A 21336-nucleotide genomic window follows, 5' to 3' on the forward strand; every position below is an offset into this window, starting at 1 on the left:
GCTGTCGTCTCTGGAATACTGGATTGCCCGCCTTCGCGGGCAATGACAGCAGGAGGGGCGCTACGACCTCGCCGACCACACCTTGCCCCAGCGCGCCGACACGCTCGCGACCCACGACGTCTGCTCCCGCACCAGGCGGAAGCCGAGATTGGCGGGCGGCACGCCTTGCGCGCAGCCGCCGGCGCGGGCGTCGCGGATGAAATCGGTGACATAGGCGCGGTGCGCGCCCTCCGCGACGCGCACGCCGCAATTCACGGTCGGGCGGATGGCATTGCCGGTCTCGTCGACCCGCGAGCGCACGAAGCAGGTCGAGGTCCATTCCCAGACGTTGCCGGAGATGTCTTCGAGACCGTGCTCGTTGAGGCCGAACTTGCCGAACGGATAGGCGGTGGTGTCGGCGAGGTCGCGCTCGGACTCACGCTCGTAGCGGCTGATCCAGCGCCTCGAAGGATCGCTTGCGTCGACCGGCACGCCGTCATCCTTAAAACGGCTGCCGGCGGCAAATGCCCATTCTTCGTCGCTCGGCAGGCGATAATGCCTGCCGGTCTTGCGCGACAGCCAGCCCGCATAGGCTTCGGCGTCGTACCAGCTCACCTGGACCGCAGGGCGATCGGGCGCGACGACGACGTCGCGGCCCAGCGCGCGGCATGCGCCATCCTGCACGCAGAGCTGAAAGTCGGCGGAGGAGACCTGTTCGCGCATGATGTGAAGCGGTCTGTTGAACCGCAGCTTTCGCAGCGGCGCTTCGGCCTGCTGCCCGGCGCGCGTGAAATCACCGGCCTCGCGATAGACCAAGCTGCCGGCGGCGATCTCGACGATCGCCGGCTCGCCGCCCGCGCGCGGCGTCGCCATCTCGGAGACCAGAGGCGCGACCGCCAGCGGTCCCGCGAGTCCGGCCGCGCAGGCCAGCGCCAACTTCAGCTTGAATGCGATCAGCATGGTGATCCCCGCAAAGAAAAAGGGGCCGGCGACTTGCCGGCCCCTCTGTTTGTCAGTTGGTCTTGCGGCCGGTCTCCAGCGCGCCCTGCGTCTGCGCCGGAATTTCGGCCGGCGCTTTCACCTGCGTCATCAGATCATCGTTCCATTTGCCTTCGACCTTGAAGTGCGCTGTGGCGCCGAGATCTGCGGCCTCGATCAGGTTATGCGTGACATAGGCGTAGATGCCGGGCTGCTGGAATTTGTACAGCGCTGCGCCCGCAGAACCGCCGCGGATGAACCAGGTCTCGAGCCCGACTTCGGGGGCATTGCCGAATTTGCCGGTCTCCCAGACATAGTCGCCATGGCCGCCGATCAGGTGCGGACGGCTGTCGCGGTTGGCCTGCGAATGCACGATCAGCACGTTTTCGCCGACATTGGCGGTCAGCGCGTTCTTGCCGGTCAGCGCGCCGGCCTTGCCGTTGAACACGACATGGGTCGGCGTCAGCTTCTTCATCACCTCTTCGGTCTCGGTGAAGGCTTCACCGGGCGAATCGTAGGACTTGAAATTGCCCTTCTCGTCGCGCGGCACGTACATGTCCTGCTCGCCGATATAGTAGACCTTGTCGTATTTCAGCGCGTGGCCCTTGCCGTCGTTCAGTCCGTCGCGCGGCAGCACCATCACGGCGCCGTTCATGCCGGAGACGACATGCCAGGGGATCATCGGGCCGCCCGGCGCGCAGTGATAGACGAATACGCCGGTCTTGGTCGCCTTCCAGCGCAGCACGACCTGCTCGCCGGGATTGACCAGTGTGAGCGCACCGCCGCCGAGCGCACCGGTCGCGGAATGGAAGTCGATGTTGTGCGGCATGGTGTTGGTGGCGGGATTGACCAGCGTCGTCTCGACGTAGTCGCCCTCATGCACGACCATCAGCGGTCCCGGCATCGAGCCGTTGAAGGTCATCGCCTGGAAGGTGGTGCCTTTCTCGTCGATGACGACCTTCTTCTCCTCGATGGTGAGCTTGAACTCGATGATCTTGGGGCCCTGCTTGGTCGCTTGCTCGTGCGCATGCACGAAAGGCGGAGCGACCAGCTCGACCTTCTGCCGGGGCAGTTTGAGATCGTCAGCGGCCAAAGCGGGGGTCGCCAACATCAGCGCAGTCGCGGCGGCGCCGATCAGTGCAGCTCTGCGGGTGAACATCGGAAGCATCCTTCATCTGAAATGGTTTTGATGACGGATGCAGTGTGCGCCGATCACAGCAAGATGATTTGCGCTGCAACAACCTTCAGCCGGATTTGCCTCCGCGACAGTACTTAGGTCGCTTACCGGAGTAGTATTGGCGACACGACGTTGACCGCGTCCGAGGACGTGATGCGGATGTCGAGGCCGAGCGACCAGCGGCCCGACAACGGCGCCGACATTGTGACGCGCCACTGATCGTGGCCGACACGTTCGGCGTTTGCCGTCACCGGCGCCACGCCATGCTCGGGATTGCCGAGCGTGACCGCCACTGCGTCGGCGCCCAGCGGCAACTCGTTCGCATCTTCGAGCTGGATCGCGATCTCGACCGGCCCGGCGCGACCGGGCGAGACGGTGACGTTCGCCATGGCCTTCTCTGCGTGAAGATGGGCGAAGAAGCTCTCGTCCGCCTCGGACGTTGCCGCGGGCGGCGCCGACATCGTTTGTTTCGGCTGCGGCGCGGGCTCGGCGGCCTGCTTGCTGCCGGCTTTGTCCGGCGCCTGTGCGCCGATGGCCTGCACGTCGAGCATCACCGTCACGTCGCCGGCATGTTCGAACGACAGCGTCACCGGCACCTCGTCGCCCACGCGCAGCGGTGCGTCGAGCCCGATGAACATCAGGTGTCCACCGCCGGGTGCGAGCGAGAGGGATTGGCCGGGCGCGATGACGAGTCCATTGTCCAAGGGACGCATGGTCATGACGCCGTCGTTGACGGCCACCTCGTGGATTTCGGTTCTCAGCGCATGCGCGGTCGATGCGGTCTTCAACCGCTCCGGTGCGAGGCCTCTGTTCTCGATCGTGAGATAGCCGCCGGCGACTCTGGCGCCACCAGGCGTTGCCCGGCTCCATGCTGCGGTGATGACGAGATCGCCACGGGTCGTGTCGGCGGCGAAGGCGGGCGGCCCGGCAAGGCACGACAAGGCGACCGCGCCGGCGAGGATGCGTCTGGATGAGATCATGATCGAGGCCTTCGCGAAGATGCGACTAGAGCAGCTGTATGGCGAGCCAGACCGTTGCCCAGATCGCCAGCGACAGCACGATGAAGACCGCGATTGCGGCGGCCAGAGCGCGCGCGATGCCGACAGGGCCCGTCGCTGGAGCTGCCGGGACGGGGCGGAAGTCGTCGAAGCGCGGGATATGGCCGCGGACATCGAGCAGGGAGAGGATCAATTCGAGTGCGAGAAGCCTCATGGCAAACGCTCCGGATGGCCGTGCGATCGACCATAAGCATGGCGCGGAACCGGTCATTGCGCTTTGCGCGAGCGCAATGTTTGCCTTCGCCGCTCCGTCCGGACTTTGCGCGAGCGCAAGGTCGCCGTCGCCAATCCGGGCTAACTGAATGCGTTCCGTGACTCGCCGCGGCGTCAGCAAGCGGCCGAATTTACGAATGGGTAAGATATGAGAGCTGATCTCGCGGTGAGCTACGGCGACGAACGGTTGCCGCGCTACACGAGCTACCCGACCGCACCGCACTTCTCGCCTGCGATCGGCGGAGACACCTACGCCGGGTGGCTTGCCGAGCTCCCGGCGGGCGCCAGCGCGTCGCTCTATCTGCACGTGCCGTTTTGCCGCGAGATGTGCTGGTATTGCGGCTGCCATACCCAGATCGTCCGCCGCGACGAGTTGATCGCGGCCTATCAGCGGACATTGCGCAGCGAGATCGTGCAAGTGGCCGACACCATCGGCCGCCGCATCAAGGTCGAGCATATTCATTTCGGCGGCGGCACGCCGACGATCATGGCGCCGGAAGCTTTCGCCGAGTTGATGGCAACGATGCGCCAGGCATTCTTCGTGCTGCCCACGGCCGAGATCGCGGTCGAGATCGATCCTCGGACGCTGACCGCCGACATGGTGGAGGCGATGCGGCTCTCCGGCGTCAACCGCGCGAGCCTCGGGGTTCAGAGTTTCGATCCCGTCGTGCAACGCGCGATCAACCGCGTGCAGAGTTTCGAGCAGACGGCCTGCGTCGTCGACATGCTCAGGCGCGCCGATATCGCGGGAGTCAATTTCGACCTGATCTACGGGCTGCCGCACCAGACCGTCGCCTCGTGCCTGGACACGGTCCGGCGCGCGCTCGCGCTCGCGCCCGACCGTTTCTCGGTGTTCGGCTATGCCCATGTGCCTGATTTCAAGAAGCATCAGCGCATGATCAACGAGGCCGTCCTGCCCGATGGCCCTGCGCGTCACGACCAGGCTTGCGCAATCGCGAATGCGCTGAAGGAGGCTGGCTACGTGCAGATCGGGCTCGACCATTTCGCGCGACCCGACGATTCCATGGCCGTGGCCTTCGAGGAGCGGACGCTGCGGCGCAATTTCCAGGGCTACACCACCGACAAGGCCGAGGTGCTGCTCGGTTTCGGCGCGAGCGCGATCGGACACCTGCCGCAAGGTTACGTCCAGAACGAGGTGCAGATCGGCGCCTACGCGCAATGCATCGGCGCTGGCCGTCTCGCCACCGCGAAGGGTTATGGGCTCACCGATGACGACCGGCTGCGCGCCGACATCATCGAGCGCATCATGTGCGAATTCGGCGCCGATCTCGGCGACATCTGCGCGCGTCATGGCGCAGAGCCCGAGGCGATGCTGAAGTCGGCGTCGCGTCTGAAGCCGCTGATCTCTGACGGTGTCGTGAGGCTGGACGGCGACAAGCTCGCGGTCGCAAGGGATTCGCGCTTCCTGGTCCGCAGCGTCGCGGCGGCGTTCGACGCGCATCTGGATCCGGGAAAGCAGCTGCACAGCCGGGCGGTTTAGATGCTCTCTCCGTCATTCCGGGGCGCTCCTCTTTGGCGCGAGCCCGGAATCCATTGTTCCACATCACGCGCTGCACAATGGATTCCGGGCTCGTGCTGCGCGCGCCCCGGAATGACAAGCTGGTGAACTGGCAACAGCTTGCGCTTCAACAAAGAAACTCCGCCCCGCTCCGCTATCGTCGTTTCGGAACGGAGTTGTCCATGTCTTTCCGATCCGACGATCTGGTCGATGACATCATGCGCACGGCGCCGCACACGATCCGTGTGTTTCTCGCCTTCAGGATGGCCTGCGTCGGCTGCCCGATCGCGACCTTCCACACGGTGGATGACGCCTGCCGCGAGCATGGCATCGACCGCGAGAAATTCCTCGCCGCGCTCTGCGACTGCGTGCCGGCGTGAGGTGGTCCGGAATTCGCGCGGGCCGCGTGCGGATTCCCGGGTGAGGGCGCGCTTTCGCCGTAAGCGGAATCGCCCCTCGCTCCTATCTCAGGCAGAGGAGCAGCCAGGAAAAACGCCCTGGCGCGGCTCTCACGCCGCGCCGCTGTCGGGGCTCCGCTCCGCCAGCACGACGATCCTGTGCGGTTCGCGCAGGATTATGCGCTGGCGGCCGCTCTCGACGAGACCCTGACTCTCCCAGCCACTCAAGATGCGGCTGACGGTGTGCAGCGTGGTGCCGGTCATTTGCGCGATGTCCTGGCGGCTGATCGGGAAGTCGATCTCGATGCCATGATCGAGCTTCTTGCCGGATTGCTTGGCGAGGCGCAGCAGCACATGCGCGACGCGCTGCTCGACCTGTTGGGTCGACATTTCCAGGATGCGGGTGTGGCTCTCCTGGAGGCGCGTGCCGACCGTCTGGAGCGTGTTGGCGGCGAGCGAGGGAAACCGCTCGATCAGCCGCGGCCAGGCCGACGTCGGCCAGATTAGCACCACGCTGTCGTCGACCGCCATCGCCGTCGCCGGATAGTGCGCGGCTCCGATCGCCATCGCGAGGCCGAACGTTTCGCCGGGCGCGACATAGCGCACCACGATCTGCTCGCCGGTCGGCGTGGTCTTGGCGGCCCGGACGTGGCCGTGCAGCAGCAGGAAGAAGGACTGCGCGTCCGCCCCCTGCTCGAAGATGGTGCTGTTCTTGGGGTAACGCGCCGAGCGGGCCTCGCGCAGGATTTCCTCGAGGTCCTCCGGCTTGACGCCCCCAAACAGCGGCAAATGCGCAACCAGCGATGTGTCGACCTTGGCCATTCTGTCTCCTTGGCGCTGGGGAGTGTGATGGCACCTGCAATCGTCCAACAGTTTGCGATAGCGCAAAACGGGCCGGCCGGGCGGCAGTATTTTTCCAGACACCGGTTTGAATTTCCAGGAGTTGACCCCATGGCTGGCGCCCGATCCCGCAACTTTGAGGGCTGGCCGCTGTTTGCGAACAGCTTTCGGCCCTTTTTCCTGTTCGCCGCGATCCAGGCCGCCGTGTCGATCCTGGTCTGGCTGCCGATGTTCTATGGCGAGCTGTCGGTGACATCAGCCTTCGCCCCGCGTGACTGGCATGTCCACGAGATGCTCTACGGCTTCCTGCCTGCGGTGATCACCGGATTCCTGTTCACGGCGATCCCGAACTGGACCGGGCGGCTGCCGATCCAGGGTACCTCGCTGGGGGCACTGCTGGTGGTCTGGTTCGCCGGTCGCATTGCGGTGATGCTGTCGGCCGACACGGGCTGGGTGTTCGCGCTGCTCATCGATGCCGCCTTCCTGGCGCTGGTCGTCGCAGCCGCGGCGCGCGAGATCATGGCAGGCGGTAACTGGCGCAACCTGCCGGTGGTGGCGCTCGTGCTGGTGCTGCTTGCCGGCAACATCGCCTTTCATCTCGAAACGCACTTCGAAGGCACGGCCGATATCGGCGTCCGCGTCGGCATCGGCGTGGTCGTGCTGCTGATCACGCTGATTGGCGGCCGCATCATTCCGAGCTTCACCCGCAACTGGCTGGTCAAGTTCAATCCCGGCCGCCTGCCGGTGCCGTTCGGACGCTTCGACGGCGCGGTGATCGGATGCAGCGCACTCGCGCTCATCTCGTGGATCGTGGCGCCATTGAATGCCGTCACCGGCGTCGCGATGGCGCTCGTCGGCGTGCTGCACCTGGTGCGGCTCGCGCGCTGGGCCGGCGACCGCACGTTCCGCGAACGGCTGCTCTTGATCCTCCACGTCGGCTATTTTTTCGTGCCGCTCGGCTTCATCCTGCATGCGCTGGCTGCCTTCGGCGCGCTGCCGCCGAGTGCGGGCATTCACGCCTGGATGGCCGGGGCGGCCGGAACCATGACGCTCGCGGTGATGACGCGCGCGAGCCTCGGTCACACCGGGCAGGCGCTGACGGCTTCGCCCGCGACACAGGGGATCTACGTCGCGATCATCGTCGCGGCGCTGGCGCGGGTCGCCGCGGTGGTACTGCCTGCGCACAGTGACGCGCTACTGCACATTGCCGCCTGCGGCTGGGTCGTCGCATTCCTCGGATTTGCCATTGCGTTCGGCCCGCTGCTCGCCGGCAGCCGCCGGCGCGCGCTTGCCATCATGGGCGTGCCGGTCCCGGCACGCTGAGCTTACGCCGCCGTCTCCGAGGGCACCTCGCCCCGCATGCCCTTGCGCCATTCGGTGACGGTACAGCCGAAACGGCCGCGGAACCAGCGCGCCATGGCGCTCTGCGCGGAGAAGCCGAGCTGCACGGCGACGTCAGCCAGCGGCCGGCGCGTGTTGTCGATCAGTTGGATCACGAGATAGGCGCGCTGTGCATCGAGGATGGCCGAGAAGCTGGTGCCTGATGCAGCAAGGCGCCGGTGGATGGTGCGCCGGGTGCAGGCGAGATGCTCGGCCACGCGCTCGACGGTGCAATCGCCGCTGGCGAGCAGGCTACGCACGACCTCGTCGACCTTTGCCTCCCAGCTTGCGGGGCGCGTCTCGATCCCCTCGATTCGCTTGCGCAGATAATTCGCGATCAGCGGATGCGCGCTCGGGATCCAGCGCTCCATGTCGTGCGCCGACAACAGGATCGCATCGTCATCCGCATTGAAGGTGACGCGGCAGCCGAAGAACTCGCGATAGCGCTTGCGGTCGTGCGGCGGCGGATAATGCAGTTGCACCTCCAGTGGCCGCCAATCGCTGCTGAACAGCGACTGGATGATGCGGTGGACGCTGCCGAGCGCCATGTCGATGGCCTGGCGCGGCGCGCTCGGCTGCCGGCCGCGCAGATGCAGCGTGACGGTCACGGTGTGCTTGTCGCGCGCAACATCGAGCCGCATGCCCTCGTGATGGACATGAATGAAGCGTGAGAATGCTGCGATGGCCTCGCCGACTGTCGCCTGTTCGCGCACGATCAAACCGACCGCGCCGAAATTGGTCAGGCCGCCCCGCTCGGCAAGGCGCAAGCCGAAATCTTCGGCGCCGGATGCCTCGGCCGACAATTCGAGCAGGCGGCGCAGGCCGGCGACGGCGATCGGCGTGTCGGGCTTGTCGAGGCAGGCCAGCGGCAGTCGGACCTTGCGCATCATTTGCCTGGGGTCGAGTCCGACCGACCGGGCGACCTCCGGATAATAGCTCAAGCCCGCGCTGCGAATGAGGTCGGTCATGCGACCCGTTCCGCCATTCCCGAGGGATGTCCCGAAATGTAAAGTTTATGTCCCCATCCGTCAAATCCGAGACCGGGTTGGAACATACAAAGGGGGAAACCGAAGCACTGGCGTGAATGCCGTGCTCACGACGGCGCGGTGGCGACGGGGCCCGCTGCCGTCTCGGGCCATTTGACCAAGACATTGCTGGATCGGGATGATGCCGGGAAACATGGTTTCCAAGGGTGAGGTGTTCGTCATTGAAACTGACGCGGTCTCCCGCGAGCAGCTTTCGACCGCGCTTCAACAGAGCGCCTATGACGTGATCTGCTTCGCCGATGGCGCCTCGCTGCTGTCGGAGGCGAGAGCGCGGATGCCGGCCTGCGTGCTGCTGGAGATGCCGCCGGACCGCTCCGGCCTCGACGTGCTCAAGCGGCTGCGCGAGGAAAACTGCATGGCGCCGGTGCTGGTGACCTCGGCAAACGGCAGCATTTCCATGGCGGTCGACGCCATCAAGAGCGGCGCGGCCGACTTCATCGAAAAGCCGTTCCGCAGCCGTGACATCGTCGATCGGATCGATGCTGCGATCGACGAGTTCGCGCAGCCCGGCTCGCAGCGCTGGCTGCCCGGCCGCGAACCGCTGACCGCGCGCGAAGGCGCCGTGCTCGAGCATCTCACTGCGGGCCTGACCAACAAGGAAATCGCCCGGCGCATGCATCTGAGCGCGCGGACGGTCGAGGGCTACCGCGCCAGCATCCTGAAGAAGGCTGGCGCCCGCAACGTGACCGATCTGCTCCGCCGCATCTTCGGCCAGGGCTCGCCAATCCAGATCTGAGGCCTGGCGGGCCATAAGGCGTTCCGCGGCCACGGTGCCGCCGTCGCAGCGCCCCACGGAAACCCCAATCGAACCAGTTCCTTCCCTGCCGCGTCTCATCACGATGGCGAGGCATCTGATCGCACGCGTCCGGCTGGCGGCGCGGCGATACCGGCAGGAGGGATTTATGCGCATCATCGCGAAATATTTGGCAACCACGAGCCTGGTCCTGGTGACCTCGGCCGTCGCGGTGCCGTCATGGGCAGCCGACGTGGACGCCAAATCCGCGATCGACACGGTCACCGTCTATCCCGATGGCGCCACCGTGACCCGCGTCATTTCGTTGGATCTCGCCTCGGGTGACTCGACGCTGGTCGCCAAGGATTTTCCGCTCTCGCTCGATCCGTCCTCCCTCCGCGTCGAAGGCGAGGCTGGCGCCAAGCTGACCATCGGCACGATCGACGCGCGGCCGCCGCGTGCGGCGCCGCCCGTGAATCTGCCCGAGCTCGACAAGCGCATCGAGGCGCTCAGGGATCAGCGGGCGGACCTGCAAGGTGCGATCGACTCGGCCACCGCACGGCGTCAGTTCGCGCAGCACTTCGCCGAAGCTTCGCCCGCCGGCCTCGGCGACAAGGGCGAAGCGCGGCCGATCACCGAATGGCGCGCGGCCTTTGCGGCGGTGGCTGAAGAGACCGCGACGGCGGACAATGCGATCCGCGAGGCCACGCGAAAACAGCGCGAGATCGATCGCCAGATCGCACAATTGGAAGCCGAGCGTTCGGCCAAGCCGCCGAGCAAGCTGGAGGTGCGGATCGACGTCGCCTCGGCCGCCGCGACCAAGGCGACGCTGCGGGTGACCTATGCCGTGCGCAACGCCCGCTGGCTGCCGCTCTACGACGCCCGGCTCGACACCGGCGCCAAGGACCGCAAGCCGCAGCTCGAGCTGGTCCGCCGTGCCGAGATCACGCAATCGACCGGCGAAGACTGGTCCAACGTCACACTCGGCGTCTCCACGGTGCGCATCGGCCGCGGCGGCAGCGCCCCGGAGCTGAATTCGCTGGTGGCGCAATATCCGCAGGTGCCGAAGCCGCTGGCGCTTGGCACGGCCTCCGATCTGGCGCGGCCCGCCCCGGTCGCGCGTCAGATGCAACCCCATCTTTCGAAGATGGCCGAAACGGCCGAGCCGCGTGAACGCGCCGACGAACAGCAGGCGGTTGCCGAAATCGGCGACTTCCAGGCCACGTTCAGGATTCCCGGACGTGTCAGCCTCGGCGCTGCCGAGGGCGCCAAGAGCCTGCGCATCGCCGCGATGACCGTGCCTGCCGATCTCGCGGTTCGCGCCGCGCCGGTGCTGGACCCGACCGCCTTCCTCGAGGCCAGCTTCAAGCAGACCGACGATACGACATTGCTGCCTGGCAAGGTCGCGATCTACCGCGACGGCGTCTTCGTCGGCCGCGGCAAGATCACGGCGTCGACCAAGGACGACATCGTGCGGCTCGGCTTCGGCGCCGACGACAAGATCAAGATCGAGCGCGCAGTGCTCAAGCGCAACGAAGGTTCGGCGGGTCTGCTGGTCACGACGTCGAAGACCGACGAGCGTTCATTCAAGACGACGATCCGCAATGGTCACGATTTCCCGATCAAGGTTGCGATCGAGGATCAATTGCCGGTCAGCGAGAACGAGGACATCGTGGTCGAGATGCTGCCCGCGACCACGCCGCCCACCGCGAGCAATATCCGCGACAAGCGCGGCGTGCTGGAATGGACATTCGACGCCAAGCCCGGCGAGGCCCGCGACATCAGCTTCGCCTGGCGCATCCGCTGGCCGAAGGACAAGGGCATGGTGATCGTGCCGGCGGGGTAGGGAGTTCACGGTGCGATAAATCCTCCGTTGTCATGCCCCGCCTAGTGCGCAATTGCGCACGGGGGCGGGGCATCCAGTACGCCGAGGCCTAACGATCCAATCGCTGGCGTACTGGATCGCCCGGTCAAGCCGGGCGATGACCGTGTTGAGAGAGCAGGGCCTTACTTCGCCTTCAGGAAATCCGCGACCTCGAGCAGCATGAACTCATCGTCGTCGGCCTTGTTGGGATCGCGGCTGGACGAGAACGGCAGATTGTTGTCGTTCCCGACAATGATGTGGGTGTCGTCGACGCGATCGACGTTCTCGATGGTGAAGAACGGGAAGGTGTAGACGCCGTCATTGAGCGGCTTCCTCGCCTTTTTGTCGGGGTCCCTGATCTTCATGAGATCGATATAGCCGATCTTGCGCACGGGCTTGCCGACATTGGCGTCGGTGAGCTCGATCTTGTAGATGCGCTTGAACTTGGCGAGGTCCGGAAAGCAGTTCTCGCCGCGGGTGCCCTGCGGGCAGGCCTTGTCGGCGGTGCCTTCGCCGTTGTCGCGCTCGATGACGAGGCCGGAGGCCTGATCGATCATGTTGAAGTCGCCGATGGCGTTGCCGTTCTGCTCGAAGACATACTGCCAGTAGCGGCCGGTGAACTTCTCGGCGGCGACGTCGAACTCGAGGATGCGGGAGGCTTCCTTGCCGTCGACCTTCTCCCAATCCTTCTTGTCGGCGTCCCACAGCGGTCCTTCGAGCAGCCCGTAGAGGAATTTGCCGTCCTTCGATGACGCAAAGCCTTCAAAGCCCTTGGAGCGGCGGAGGTTGACGTTGGTGTAGGTCGCGCCCGGCGCGCCCGGCGTTCCCACCGCCCAGTTGTCGGGCGAGCGCACCGGCTTGCCGTCGGCGACCGTCTCGAACACGCCGAGGATCTTGCCGGTCTTGTCGGCCTTCAGGATGTAGGGGCCGAACTCGTCGCCGATCCAGAAGATGTCGCCGATGATCTGGAAACCCTCGGTGTCGAAGTCCGAGCCGGTGAGGTAACGCTTCTGCGTGTCCTCGTGCACGATGCGGAAGGGCACCTTCTTGTCGGGATCGTGCAGGAAGATGGTCTCGAGCCGCTCGATCTTGCCGCCCGCCCAATCCATCTTGTAGCGGTTCAGATACAGCATCGAATCCGGCGAGTTCGCGCGCGCGCCCATGCCGTTGTCGGTGATCACCCAGAACGTGCCGTCGGGCATGGTCTTGATGCCGGAATGCCCCTGGAGCGGCTGGCCCTTGAACGGCAGCGACACGCCGGTCGCCCGCTCATAGGACTTGCCCATCACGGTGCCGATCGCGTCGACGCGCTTGCCTGTGGTGTATTTGCCCGAGGTCTTGAGATCGGCGGGGGCATCGGCCGGCGCGTCGATGAACGTGGCGGCCGGCATCACCACGTGGCCGGCGAGCTTGGCCGGGAATTCACCTTCGCTCTGCGCGAGCGCTGCGCTCGCGGTGAGGATGATCGTTGCGACGGTGCTGAGAAAAGTCGCGCGCATGTGCGTCTCCTGTTGGCGGACGCACGCCTTATGCGGACAGCACGTTGCAGTTTTGTGAAGCCGGGCCAAAGGCCGCAGCGGCCGTCTACTCCTTGACCGCGCCCGTCAGCGACGACACGTAATAATCCACGAACAGCGAGTAGAAGATCGCAACCGGCAGCGAGCCGAGCAGCGAGCCCGCCATCAGCGCACCCCACTGATAGACGTCGCCGGTGACGAGCTCGGTCAGGATCGCGACCGGCACGGTCTTGTTGGCGCCGCTCTGGATGAAGGCGAGCGCATAGATGAACTCGTTCCAGGACAGCGTGAAGGAGAAGATGCCGGCCGAGATCAGGCCGGGCACGGCGAGCGGCAGCGTGATCCGCCGCAGGATCTGGAGCCGCGTGGCGCCGTCGACCAGCGCACATTCCTCGAGCTCGTAGGGGATCGACTTGAAATAGCCGATCAGGAGCCAGGTGCAGAACGGCACCAGGAAGGTCGGATAGACCAGGATCAGTGCCAACGGTGAGTCGAACAGGCCGAACTGCACGACGACGGTGGCGAGCGGAATGAACAGGATCGACGGCGGCACCAGATACGCCAGATAGATGCCGAGGCCGACATAGGGGCTGCCGCGGAAGCGCAGGCGTTCGATGGCGTAGGCGGCCAGCGTGCTCGCGATCAGCGACAGCGTGGTCGAGCCGATTGCCACCAACATCGTCGTCCACAGCCAATGCGGATAGGCGGTGTTGAACAAGAGGTGCTTGATATGCGCCAGCGTCGGCGAGGAGATCCAGAACGGATTGTGCTCCTTGTAATTCATCAGCTCCGCGTTCGGCTTGAACGAGGTGATCGCCATCCAGTAGAACGGGAACAGCAGGATGAGCACGAAGCAGCCGAGCGGCAGATAGATCATCATCAGCCGCCGCAGCCCGGAATCCCAGGCCATCGTGTCGGGCGCTGCCTTCGCGTCGGCGACAGCCGGTTGGGCGACAGTATCAGTCATTGCTCTCTCCCTGCTGCCATTTGCGGCGCGCCAGGCCGAAATAGGAGAACAGCGTCGCGAACACCAGGAACGGGATCATCGACACCGCGATCGCGGCACCTTCGCCGAGCTCGCCGCCGGCGATGCCGCGCTGGAAGGCCAGCGTCGCCAGCAGATGGGTCGAGTTGCCGGGCCCGCCACGGGTGATGGCGTAGACCAACTGGAAGTCGGTGAAGGTGAAGATGATCGAGAAGGTCATGACGATGGCGAGGATCGGCATCATCATCGGGAAGGTGATGTAGCGGAAGCGCTGCCAGGCGCTGGCGCCGTCGAGCATCGCAGCCTCGTAGAGCGACGGCGAGATGGTCTGAAGCCCCGCCAGCAGCGAGATCGCGACGAAGGGAATGCCGCGCCAGATATTGGCGGCGATCAGCGAGAAGCGCGCCGGCCAGGGCGAGCCGAGGAAGTCGATGTTGTCGCTGCGCCAATGCAGCACGTCGACCAGCAGGTAGGAGATGATCGAGAATTGGGGATCGTAGATCCACCAGAACGCCAGCGCCGACAGCACGGTCGGCACGATCCAGGGCAGCAGGATGATCGCACGCAGCACGCTCTTGAAAGGAAAATGGTTGTTGAGCAGCAGCGCGAGCCAGAAGCCGAGTGCGAATTTCCCGAACGTCGCGATGCCCGTGTAGACCACGCTGTAGAACACCGCGTTCCACCACAGCGAATCGGTGAGCAGATACTGGAAATTTTCGAAGCCGACGTAGATGCCACGCCGGCCGATCGTGGTGTCGGTGAAGGCGAGCCAGACGCCGAGGCCGAGCGGATAGGTCAGGAAGACCGCGAGCAGCCCGATCGCAGGCGCCAGACACATCGCGATCAGGAACGGCTTATAGTCGAACAGGCGTACCAGCCAGTTCGGCTGCCGCTGCGCCAGGGCGGGGGAGGAGAGGGTGGTCACGGACATCAGTTTGTTGTCCCGTCTGTGAAAGTCACTCCACCGTCATTGCGAGCGAAGCGAAGCAATCCAGTCTGTCTCCGCGGAGATAGTCTGGATTGCTTCGTCGCAAGTGCTCCTCGCAATGACGGCCGCTTTGTCGTCGCCCGTTACCGGCTCTGCCGCCGGAAGTACCGCTTGCAGCGTTGCTCGGCTTCTGCGGCAGCGGCCTCCGGCGTGGCAGCGCCGGTGGCTACGGACGAGAACATCTGGATCAGCACGTAGTCTGCGCTGACGGCACCCGTCGCGGTCGAGATCGGGCCCTTGTAGCCGTCATAGTAGGTGCTGTTCATGGTGTCCTTGAACAGCTTCACCTTGGGATCCTGCGACCACACGGCGGCCTCGGCATAGGCGGCCAGCGGCTGTGACCAATAGCCGGAGTTGGCATTGAGCCACGGCTCGTACTGGTCTTTTTCAAGCATGTATTGCAGGAATGCCTTTGCCGCGTTGGGGTACTGGCTGTGCTTGAACACCATGGCGTTCAGCGTCAGGCCCGCCATCGGCGAGACCTTGGCGAGGCCCTTCGGCAGCAACTGATGTTCACTGTCCTCGGCGATCGCCTTGGTCGCCGGGTCGTTCTTCAACGAGAAGTACAGCGAGACGCCGTTGGCGGTCAGGGAAATCTCCTGCGAGGAGTAGGCGCGGTTGTTGCTGACGTCGTTCCACGATGTCGTGCCGGCGATGAAGGTCGGGTAGAGCTGCTTGACCCAGTTCAGCGCGGCAATCGTCTCCTTGCTGTTGATGACGACGTTGCCGTCCTCGTCGAGCAGGGAGCCGTTGTGCGACCACAGCGCCCAGTTCGCAAAACCGTTGCCGTCGCCCTTGGCGTTGCCGAGCGCGAAGCCGGCCGGCTTGCCGGCCTTGTGCAGCTTCTGGCACAGGTCGACGATTCCGGCATGGTCTTCCGGCACCTTGTCGAAGCCGACCGATTGCAGAATCGACTTGCGGTAGATCAGGGGACCGGCGGTGGCGCCGAACGGCAGCCCGATCCAGGCGTCGCTCTTGTTCTTCTTGCCGTAGCGCTGCGCCAGCGGCAGCCAGCCGCCATAACGCTTGCCGAGATAATCGGCGACATCAGTCAGCTCGATCAGCTTGTCGATATAGATGTGCGGAGCATCGGAGAAGCCGATGATGATGTCGGGGCCGGCGCCGGAATTCGAGGTCACCGCGGTCTGCTGGTTGATGTCTTCCCAGCCGACGAAGTCGACCTTGACCTCGACCCCGGTCTCCTTGGTGAATTTTGCCGCATTGGCGCGGAACACGTCCTCGTCGGCCTGGACGAAACGCACCGGGCGCAGCATGCGCAAGGATGCGCCTTTCTCGATGTCGCGCTTGGGCGCCGCCACATCGGCAGCCTTGATGTTGGATTGCGTTGTTTGCGCTGCAGCACCAGTGGCCGCGAGCGTTGCAGCGGACAGGCCCAGCGCCAAGGCATCACGACGCGTGATGTCGTTCCTCATCAGTTCCTCCCTAAATGTCTCCCTTCCCGGCGTTGATCGCCGGTGAAGGGTCGTTCCGGTTACCGGCGCCTTTTGCGCCGTCCGCCTAGCTGTTCGGTCCGCGATCCATGCTGACAGGCTGCCAGCGGCGGAGCGCGGTGCTTTGCAGCACCGACGGATTGACGCAGCTTACCGGCCACATGCCCTGAAGCACCAGTGACAATTCGTAGCCCACACGGCGCTTGCGCGCCTCGTCGAACCGTGCCGAGGCCGACGCGACGTGGGCGGTCAGGGTTACGTTCTCCATGCCGAGCAGCGGATTGTTGTGCGAGGGCGGTTCCTTCTCCAGCACGTCGAGGGCGGCATGCGCGATCCAGCCTTCTTGCAGCGCCTTGATCAGGCTCTCCTCGTCTACCGTGGCACCGCGGCCGGTGTTGATGAAGATCGAGCCCTTCTTCATCTGCCGGAAATGCTTCTCGGTCAGCATATGATGCACCTCAGGCCGGGCGGGGGCATGCATCGAGACGAAGTCGGATTGCGACAGCACCTCGTTCAGCGTTGCCGGGATCACGCCGTGGTCGTACATCAGCGTTTCCTGAATGAAGGGATCATAGGCCATCATGCGCAGGCCGAACGGGGCTGCGCGTTTCGCAACCGCACGCGCGACGCGGCCGAACGAGATGAAGCCGAGCGTCTGGCCCATTAGCCTCGGGATCTTGAGCAGCGCCGGCCGGCCCTCGGCCCAGCGGCCGTCGCGCACCATGCGGTCCTGCTCGACCAGGCGGCGGAAGCCGGCGAGCAGCAGCATCATGGCGTGGTCGGCGACCTCCTCGATGAAGGTGTCGGGGATGTTGGTGACGGGAATGCCGCGGGCGGTGGCGGCCTTGACGTCGACGCTGTCGACGCCGACCGAGCCGAGCGTGATGACCTTGCAGCTCTCCAACGCGTCGATGATGGTCTTGGTGATCGGAATGCCCTTGGCATAGATGGCGTCGGCGTTCTTCGCGGCGGCGATGAAGCCGGCCTCGTCGGCCGGGGCTTCGACGATCTCGGCATCGATCGGATCGAGCGCCTCGCGCTCATAGGAATAATCGCTGCCCGCGACCGTGAAGCTCGCGCCCTTCGGCGTCACCACCCTGTATTTCGGCATTTTCTGCTCCCGATGTGGTTTCTTGTTGTGACCCGCCTTCGTGGCTGGCCTTTGCGTCTTTTACGCGAAATCGATGCGGTCGCGTACAATTCCCGGTTGCCGGTGTGGAGATAAATTGCCGGTCTTTGCGGCTGCGTACGGGCTTCTACGGAGGCCCGTAAGTAACTTGATAAGGCCTCACACATAAAAGTTGATTCGATTTTGATCGATCTGGTCGCGTGCCCGTATCCCATTATTGCCGGAGCTATCCCGTGAAATTGAGCAATCTGAAGATCGCCCCCAAGCTCGGCATTCTCGTCGGCGTCACCTTGTTCGGCCTGTGCATCTCCGGTGTCCTCGCCGGCTACCTGATGAAGCGCGAGATGGTGAACGCGCGCATCGACCAGACCAAGGCGATCGTCGAGCTGGCCCGCAACTACGCGGCCACGCTGGTGAAGCGGATCAATGCCGGCGAGCTGACCAAGGACGCCGCGCTCGCCGAGCTGCGCCGCTACGGCAATGCGATGACCTACGACAAGGGCTCCGGCTATCTGTTCGGCACCACCTATGATGGCATCACGCAGCTCGCGCCCGATCCGAAGCAGATCGGCGCCAACCGCATGGATGTGGAGACCAACGGTCGGAAGCTGTCCCGCGAGATCATGGATGGGGTCAAGGCGAACGGCGAGATCCTGCTGTTCTACGAATATGTGAAGCCCGGTCAGGCCAAGCCGATCCGCAAGCTCGGCTACGCCGTCGCAGTGCCCGGCTTCGAGATGTATCTCGGCACCGGCGCCTATCTCGAGGACATCGACGAGAAGATGGGCCCGGTCTATTGGCTGCTCGGCTTCGCCATGCTCGGCATCGTCATCGTCGCCGGCAGCGTCGCCTGGCTGATCGGCCGTAGCATCAGCCGCCCGCTGGCGCTGCTCGGGACCCGCATGAAGGAGCTGGCCGACGGCAAGCTCGAGGGCGACATCCCGGGTGTCGGCCGTGGTGACGAGGTCGGCGCGATGGCTTCGACCGTGCAGATCTTCAAGGACAACGCGGTTCGCATCCGCGACCTCGAAAAGACCGAGGCCGATGCCAAGGAGCGTGCCGCGGCGGAACGTCGCAACGCGATGGAAGACATCGCCAACGACTTCGAACGCAGCGTCAATGGCATCGTCCGCTCGGTCTCCTCGGCCGCGGCCGGCATGCAGAGCACGGCGCAGTCGATGACCGCGACCGCGAGCGACGCCTCCTCGCGTGCCGCAACGGTCGGCGCTGCCTCGCAAAAGGCCTCCGGCAATGTCGGCACGGTTGCCGCGGCCGCCGAAGAGCTGTCGAGCTCGGTTGCGGAAATCTCCCGCCAGGTCACCCGCTCGACCGAAGTCGCGAGCCGCGCCGTCAGCGATGCCGAGCGGACCAACGCCACCGTGCAGGTGCTCTCGACCGGCGCCGAGAAGATCGGCGAGGTCGTCAAGCTGATCCATTCGATCGCCGCGCAGACCAACCTGCTCGCGCTCAACGCCACCATCGAGGCGGCACGCGCCGGTGAATCCGGCCGCGGTTTCGCGGTCGTCGCCTCCGAGGTCAAGGCGCTCGCCAACCAGACCGCGAAGGCGACCGAGGAGATCTCCGCGCAGGTCGCGGCGATGCAGACCTCGACCAGCGACGCGGTCACGGCCATCTCCGGCATCACCCAGACCATCGCCGAGATGAGCGAGATCACCGCCGGCATTTCCGCATCGATCGAGCAGCAGGGCGAAGCGACCCGCGAGATCGCCCGCAACATCCAGTCGGTCGCGGCCGGCTCGAGCGAGATCAACGCCCATATCGGCAGCGTCACCTCGGCCGCGGAAGCGACCGGCAGTGCGGCCACCGACGTGCTCACCAACGCCCGCGAGCTGGACAACCAGTCCGGCGCGCTGCGCAGCGCCGTCGACGGGTTCCTCGCCAAGGTCCGCGCGGCGTAGTCATAGGTGCGAAATGCGTAGGGTGGGCAAAGACGCGAAGCGTCGTGCCCACCTTCTTCTTTTTTGCGACGACCTAATGGTGGGCACACGCTACGCTTTGCCCACCCTACGAGACTGCCTACTGCTTCTCGATCTTCGCGTTCGTGATCAGCTTTTCCCACAGCACGAGCTGCTCGTTCACGAAGCTGCCAAGCTGCTCCGGCGTGCCGGAGAAGGCGTCCATGCCGAGGGTGGCGAGCTTGGCCTTGATCTCCGGATTCTCGACGATCTTCCTGATCTCGGCGTTGAGCCGCGTCACGATCTCCTTCGGCATGCCGGCCGGGCCGAAATAGCCCTGCCATGACGAGATGTCGAAGTCCGGCACGCCGGCCTCCTGCATCGAGGGCAGATGCGGCACCAGCGGTGAGCGCTCCTTGGTGGTGACCGCGAGCGCGCGCAGCGCGTTGCCGTTGACATGCGGCAGGCCGGTCAGGATGTCGACGAACATCATCGAGACGCGGCCGCCCATGACGTCGTTGAGCGCCGGCGGCGAGCTCTTGTAGGGCACGTGCAACAGGTCGAGCCCGGCATTGTGCGCAAAGGTCGCGCCCGACACGATCGCCGAGGACGAGCCCGAGGCATAACTCAGCTTGCCCGGATTCGCCTTGCCATAGGCGACCAGCTCGCCGACGGTCTTGGCCGGCACTTCCGGATTGATGACCAGCATGAAGGGCAAATCGCCGGTGCGCGCGATCGGCGTGAAATCCTTGACCGGATCGTAAGTGAGGCTCTTGAGCAGGAAGGGATTGGCCGAATGCGTGGTGTTGGTCGTCACCAGCAGCGTGTAGCCGTCGGGCGCGGCGCGCGCGACATAGGTCGCGGCGAGCATGCCGTTGGCACCCGCCTTGTTCTCGATCACGATGCCGACGCCGAGCGCCTGCGACAGATGCTGCGAGATCAGCCGCGTCGTGGTGTCGGTACCGCTGCCGGCCGCGAACGGCAGCACCAGCGTGATGTTGCGGCTCGGATAATTGTCGGCCTGGGCCGTGGATGCGGCGGCGAGGCACAGCGCGGCCGCGCCGATGGCACGCAGGTTTCGAATCAACGCTGAAATCATGTCTGGACGTTCCCTCTTTTTCGTTGGCCGGGAACGTAGCTTGTCAAAACCGGATTCGAAAGATGGCCGTAGGTAGTGAACGCGTCCGCGCCGCGGAATTACTTCACCGCAGAACCCTGGCGCGAGGCGATCACGACGCCGGCGAGCACCAGCGCGTAGCCGATCAGATGGAACGGCTGGAGCTTTTCGCCGAGCAGCAGGATCGCCAGCGCCGAGCCGAACACCGGCACCAGATGGAAGAATGGCGCTGCGCGGTTCGGACCGATCAGCGCGACGCCGCGGTTGAAGAAGAGATAGGCCAGCGTCGAGGGGAAAATCAGGATGTAGCCGAGAGTCGCCAGCGTCGTCCCGTCGAATTGCAGCACGCGGCCGCTTGCCGCCTCCCAGATCGCGGTCGGCAGCAGCATGGTCGCGCCGCAGCAGGTGGTGAAGGAGAGAAATGAGAGCTGATGGATCTTCGGCCGCCGCGGGATGAAGGCCGAGTAGAGACCGAACGCCACCAGCGAAGAGGCGAACATGATGTCGCCCCTGTTGAAGCTGATGCTCGCGAGCGCGGCGAGATCGCCGCGCAGGATGATGATCAGCACGCCGGCAAGCGAGATCGCGATGCCCGCGAACTGCGCGCCGGTCAGCCGCACCCCGAACAGCGCCAGCGACCACAGCGCCACGAACAGCGGACCTGCCGACTGGATCAGCAGCGCGTTCAGCGCTTCCGTGTATTGCATCGCCCAGTACGAGATCGCGTTGTTGAAGGCAAAGCCCACCAGCGACAGGAACAGCATCAGGGGAAGGCTGTTGCGCAAGGCGGGCCAGTCGCGCTTCAGATGCGGCCATGCGAATGGCAACAGGATCAGGAACACGCCGAACCAGCGGATCGTGGTCACCGTCAGCGGCGGCACATGCGCGCCGACATGGCGCGCGAGCACGATGTTGCCGGCCCAGAACAGCGAGCTCAGGCTGAGCAGCAGATAAGGCTGGTTGTTGAGCCAACTGGCCGGATTGGCGGCCTTTGGCGCGGGCGAAGCGATCGTCATTGGCGTTGATGGGAGCTTGCGCCGGATCGGCG

At 65.0% G+C, this 21336-nt stretch carries 18 protein-coding genes and 1 pseudogene; 6 read left to right on the forward strand and 13 right to left on the reverse strand.

Going from position 1 to position 21336, the window contains the following annotated elements:
- Window positions 1-60 precede the first annotated feature (60 nt).
- From BLV07_RS18780 to BLV07_RS18795, 4 genes and pseudogenes are all read right to left on the reverse strand, one after another.
- A complete protein-coding gene (locus BLV07_RS18780; protein ID WP_091888273.1) occupies window positions 61-939 on the reverse strand; it encodes an SUMF1/EgtB/PvdO family nonheme iron enzyme in 879 nt (292 codons plus the stop codon).
- 52 nt (window positions 940-991) lie between these two features.
- On the reverse strand, window positions 992-2116 hold the full coding sequence (gene nirK / locus BLV07_RS18785; RefSeq protein WP_164934739.1) for a copper-containing nitrite reductase: 1125 nt from the start codon (window positions 2114-2116) through the stop codon (window positions 992-994).
- 521 nt (window positions 2117-2637) lie between these two features.
- Window positions 2638-3114: pseudogene (locus BLV07_RS50355) on the reverse strand (copper chaperone PCu(A)C); the annotation flags it as partial.
- A gap of 25 nt (window positions 3115-3139) precedes the next feature.
- Window positions 3140-3346, reverse strand: coding sequence for a hypothetical protein (locus BLV07_RS18795; RefSeq protein ID WP_091888477.1), 207 nt, complete (start codon window positions 3344-3346; stop codon window positions 3140-3142).
- Window positions 3347-3553: 207 nt separating this feature from the next.
- Between BLV07_RS18795 and hemN the strand changes: the two genes are divergently transcribed.
- Window positions 3554-4906, forward strand: coding sequence for an oxygen-independent coproporphyrinogen III oxidase (hemN, locus tag BLV07_RS18800; protein WP_091888279.1), 1353 nt, complete (start codon window positions 3554-3556; stop codon window positions 4904-4906).
- A 200-nt stretch (window positions 4907-5106) separates the two neighbouring features.
- Window positions 5107-5304 (forward strand): DUF1858 domain-containing protein, encoded by a 198-nt coding sequence (locus BLV07_RS18805; protein WP_091888479.1) that lies wholly within the window; start codon window positions 5107-5109, stop codon window positions 5302-5304.
- Between the two features lie 129 nt (window positions 5305-5433).
- On the opposite strand, the gene BLV07_RS18810 is transcribed toward BLV07_RS18805, so the two are convergent.
- Complete coding sequence (locus BLV07_RS18810; RefSeq protein ID WP_091888281.1) at window positions 5434-6144, reverse strand: Crp/Fnr family transcriptional regulator; 711 nt, start codon at window positions 6142-6144, stop codon at window positions 5434-5436.
- Window positions 6145-6273: 129 nt separating this feature from the next.
- On the opposite strand from BLV07_RS18810, the gene BLV07_RS18815 reads away from it, so the two are divergent.
- A complete protein-coding gene (locus BLV07_RS18815; protein ID WP_091888283.1) occupies window positions 6274-7485 on the forward strand; it encodes an NnrS family protein in 1212 nt (403 codons plus the stop codon).
- A gap of 2 nt (window positions 7486-7487) precedes the next feature.
- On the opposite strand, the gene BLV07_RS18820 is transcribed toward BLV07_RS18815, so the two are convergent.
- A complete protein-coding gene (locus tag BLV07_RS18820; RefSeq protein WP_091888285.1) occupies window positions 7488-8510 on the reverse strand; it encodes an AraC family transcriptional regulator in 1023 nt (340 codons plus the stop codon).
- A gap of 199 nt (window positions 8511-8709) precedes the next feature.
- Between BLV07_RS18820 and BLV07_RS18825 the strand changes: the two genes are divergently transcribed.
- Both BLV07_RS18825 and BLV07_RS18830 read left to right on the forward strand, forming a co-directional pair.
- A complete protein-coding gene (locus tag BLV07_RS18825; RefSeq protein ID WP_091888481.1) occupies window positions 8710-9324 on the forward strand; it encodes a response regulator transcription factor in 615 nt (204 codons plus the stop codon).
- Window positions 9325-9490: 166 nt separating this feature from the next.
- Window positions 9491-11167, forward strand: coding sequence for a mucoidy inhibitor MuiA family protein (locus tag BLV07_RS18830; protein ID WP_091888483.1), 1677 nt, complete (start codon window positions 9491-9493; stop codon window positions 11165-11167).
- 161 nt (window positions 11168-11328) lie between these two features.
- Here BLV07_RS18830 and BLV07_RS18835 read toward each other — a convergent pair whose 3' ends face one another.
- The 5 genes from BLV07_RS18835 to BLV07_RS18855 all read right to left on the reverse strand — a co-directional run bounded on the left by BLV07_RS18835 (window position 11329) and on the right by BLV07_RS18855 (window position 17237).
- A complete protein-coding gene (locus BLV07_RS18835) occupies window positions 11329-12684 on the reverse strand; it encodes an esterase-like activity of phytase family protein (RefSeq protein ID WP_091888287.1) in 1356 nt (451 codons plus the stop codon).
- A gap of 85 nt (window positions 12685-12769) precedes the next feature.
- Window positions 12770-13669 (reverse strand): carbohydrate ABC transporter permease, encoded by a 900-nt coding sequence (locus tag BLV07_RS18840; protein WP_091888289.1) that lies wholly within the window; start codon window positions 13667-13669, stop codon window positions 12770-12772.
- Complete coding sequence (locus BLV07_RS18845) at window positions 13662-14618, reverse strand: carbohydrate ABC transporter permease (RefSeq protein WP_091888290.1); 957 nt, start codon at window positions 14616-14618, stop codon at window positions 13662-13664. The genes BLV07_RS18840 and BLV07_RS18845 overlap by 8 nt, the downstream gene beginning before the upstream one ends.
- Before the next feature lie 140 nt (window positions 14619-14758).
- On the reverse strand, window positions 14759-16108 hold the full coding sequence (locus tag BLV07_RS18850; RefSeq protein WP_091888292.1) for an ABC transporter substrate-binding protein: 1350 nt from the start codon (window positions 16106-16108) through the stop codon (window positions 14759-14761).
- A gap of 85 nt (window positions 16109-16193) precedes the next feature.
- The gene (locus BLV07_RS18855; RefSeq protein WP_091888294.1) at window positions 16194-17237 is read right to left on the reverse strand and encodes a C-terminal binding protein; all 1044 of its coding nucleotides are present in this window, start codon (window positions 17235-17237) and stop codon (window positions 16194-16196) included.
- Window positions 17238-17488: 251 nt separating this feature from the next.
- Between BLV07_RS18855 and BLV07_RS18860 the strand changes: the two genes are divergently transcribed.
- The gene (locus BLV07_RS18860; protein WP_091888296.1) at window positions 17489-19174 is read left to right on the forward strand and encodes a methyl-accepting chemotaxis protein; all 1686 of its coding nucleotides are present in this window, start codon (window positions 17489-17491) and stop codon (window positions 19172-19174) included.
- A 118-nt stretch (window positions 19175-19292) separates the two neighbouring features.
- On the opposite strand, the gene BLV07_RS18865 is transcribed toward BLV07_RS18860, so the two are convergent.
- A complete protein-coding gene (locus tag BLV07_RS18865; RefSeq protein ID WP_091888298.1) occupies window positions 19293-20270 on the reverse strand; it encodes a Bug family tripartite tricarboxylate transporter substrate binding protein in 978 nt (325 codons plus the stop codon).
- A gap of 98 nt (window positions 20271-20368) precedes the next feature.
- A complete protein-coding gene (locus tag BLV07_RS18870; protein WP_091888300.1) occupies window positions 20369-21304 on the reverse strand; it encodes a DMT family transporter in 936 nt (311 codons plus the stop codon).
- Between the last annotated feature and the right edge of the window lie 32 nt (window positions 21305-21336).

It is taken from the genome of Bradyrhizobium sp. Rc2d (assembly GCF_900099855.1).
Classification (GTDB): Bacteria; Pseudomonadota; Alphaproteobacteria; order Rhizobiales; family Xanthobacteraceae; genus Bradyrhizobium.

Coding starts and splice junctions, on each gene's coding strand:
- BLV07_RS18780 (WP_091888273.1), bottom strand. CDS start 939: ATGCTGATCGCATTCAAGCTGAAGTTGGCGCTGGCCTGCGCGGCCGGA.
- nirK (WP_164934739.1), bottom strand. CDS start 2,116: ATGTTCACCCGCAGAGCTGCACTGATCGGCGCCGCCGCGACTGCGCTG.
- BLV07_RS18795 (WP_091888477.1), bottom strand. CDS start 3,346: ATGAGGCTTCTCGCACTCGAATTGATCCTCTCCCTGCTCGATGTCCGC.
- hemN (WP_091888279.1), top strand. CDS start 3,554: ATGAGAGCTGATCTCGCGGTGAGCTACGGCGACGAACGGTTGCCGCGC.
- BLV07_RS18805 (WP_091888479.1), top strand. CDS start 5,107: ATGTCTTTCCGATCCGACGATCTGGTCGATGACATCATGCGCACGGCG.
- BLV07_RS18810 (WP_091888281.1), bottom strand. CDS start 6,144: ATGGCCAAGGTCGACACATCGCTGGTTGCGCATTTGCCGCTGTTTGGG.
- BLV07_RS18815 (WP_091888283.1), top strand. CDS start 6,274: ATGGCTGGCGCCCGATCCCGCAACTTTGAGGGCTGGCCGCTGTTTGCG.
- BLV07_RS18820 (WP_091888285.1), bottom strand. CDS start 8,510: ATGACCGACCTCATTCGCAGCGCGGGCTTGAGCTATTATCCGGAGGTC.
- BLV07_RS18825 (WP_091888481.1), top strand. CDS start 8,710: ATGCCGGGAAACATGGTTTCCAAGGGTGAGGTGTTCGTCATTGAAACT.
- BLV07_RS18830 (WP_091888483.1), top strand. CDS start 9,491: ATGCGCATCATCGCGAAATATTTGGCAACCACGAGCCTGGTCCTGGTG.
- BLV07_RS18835 (WP_091888287.1), bottom strand. CDS start 12,684: ATGCGCGCGACTTTTCTCAGCACCGTCGCAACGATCATCCTCACCGCG.
- BLV07_RS18840 (WP_091888289.1), bottom strand. CDS start 13,669: ATGACTGATACTGTCGCCCAACCGGCTGTCGCCGACGCGAAGGCAGCG.
- BLV07_RS18845 (WP_091888290.1), bottom strand. CDS start 14,618: ATGTCCGTGACCACCCTCTCCTCCCCCGCCCTGGCGCAGCGGCAGCCG.
- BLV07_RS18850 (WP_091888292.1), bottom strand. CDS start 16,108: ATGAGGAACGACATCACGCGTCGTGATGCCTTGGCGCTGGGCCTGTCC.
- BLV07_RS18855 (WP_091888294.1), bottom strand. CDS start 17,237: ATGCCGAAATACAGGGTGGTGACGCCGAAGGGCGCGAGCTTCACGGTC.
- BLV07_RS18865 (WP_091888298.1), bottom strand. CDS start 20,270: ATGATTTCAGCGTTGATTCGAAACCTGCGTGCCATCGGCGCGGCCGCG.
- BLV07_RS18870 (WP_091888300.1), bottom strand. CDS start 21,304: ATGACGATCGCTTCGCCCGCGCCAAAGGCCGCCAATCCGGCCAGTTGG.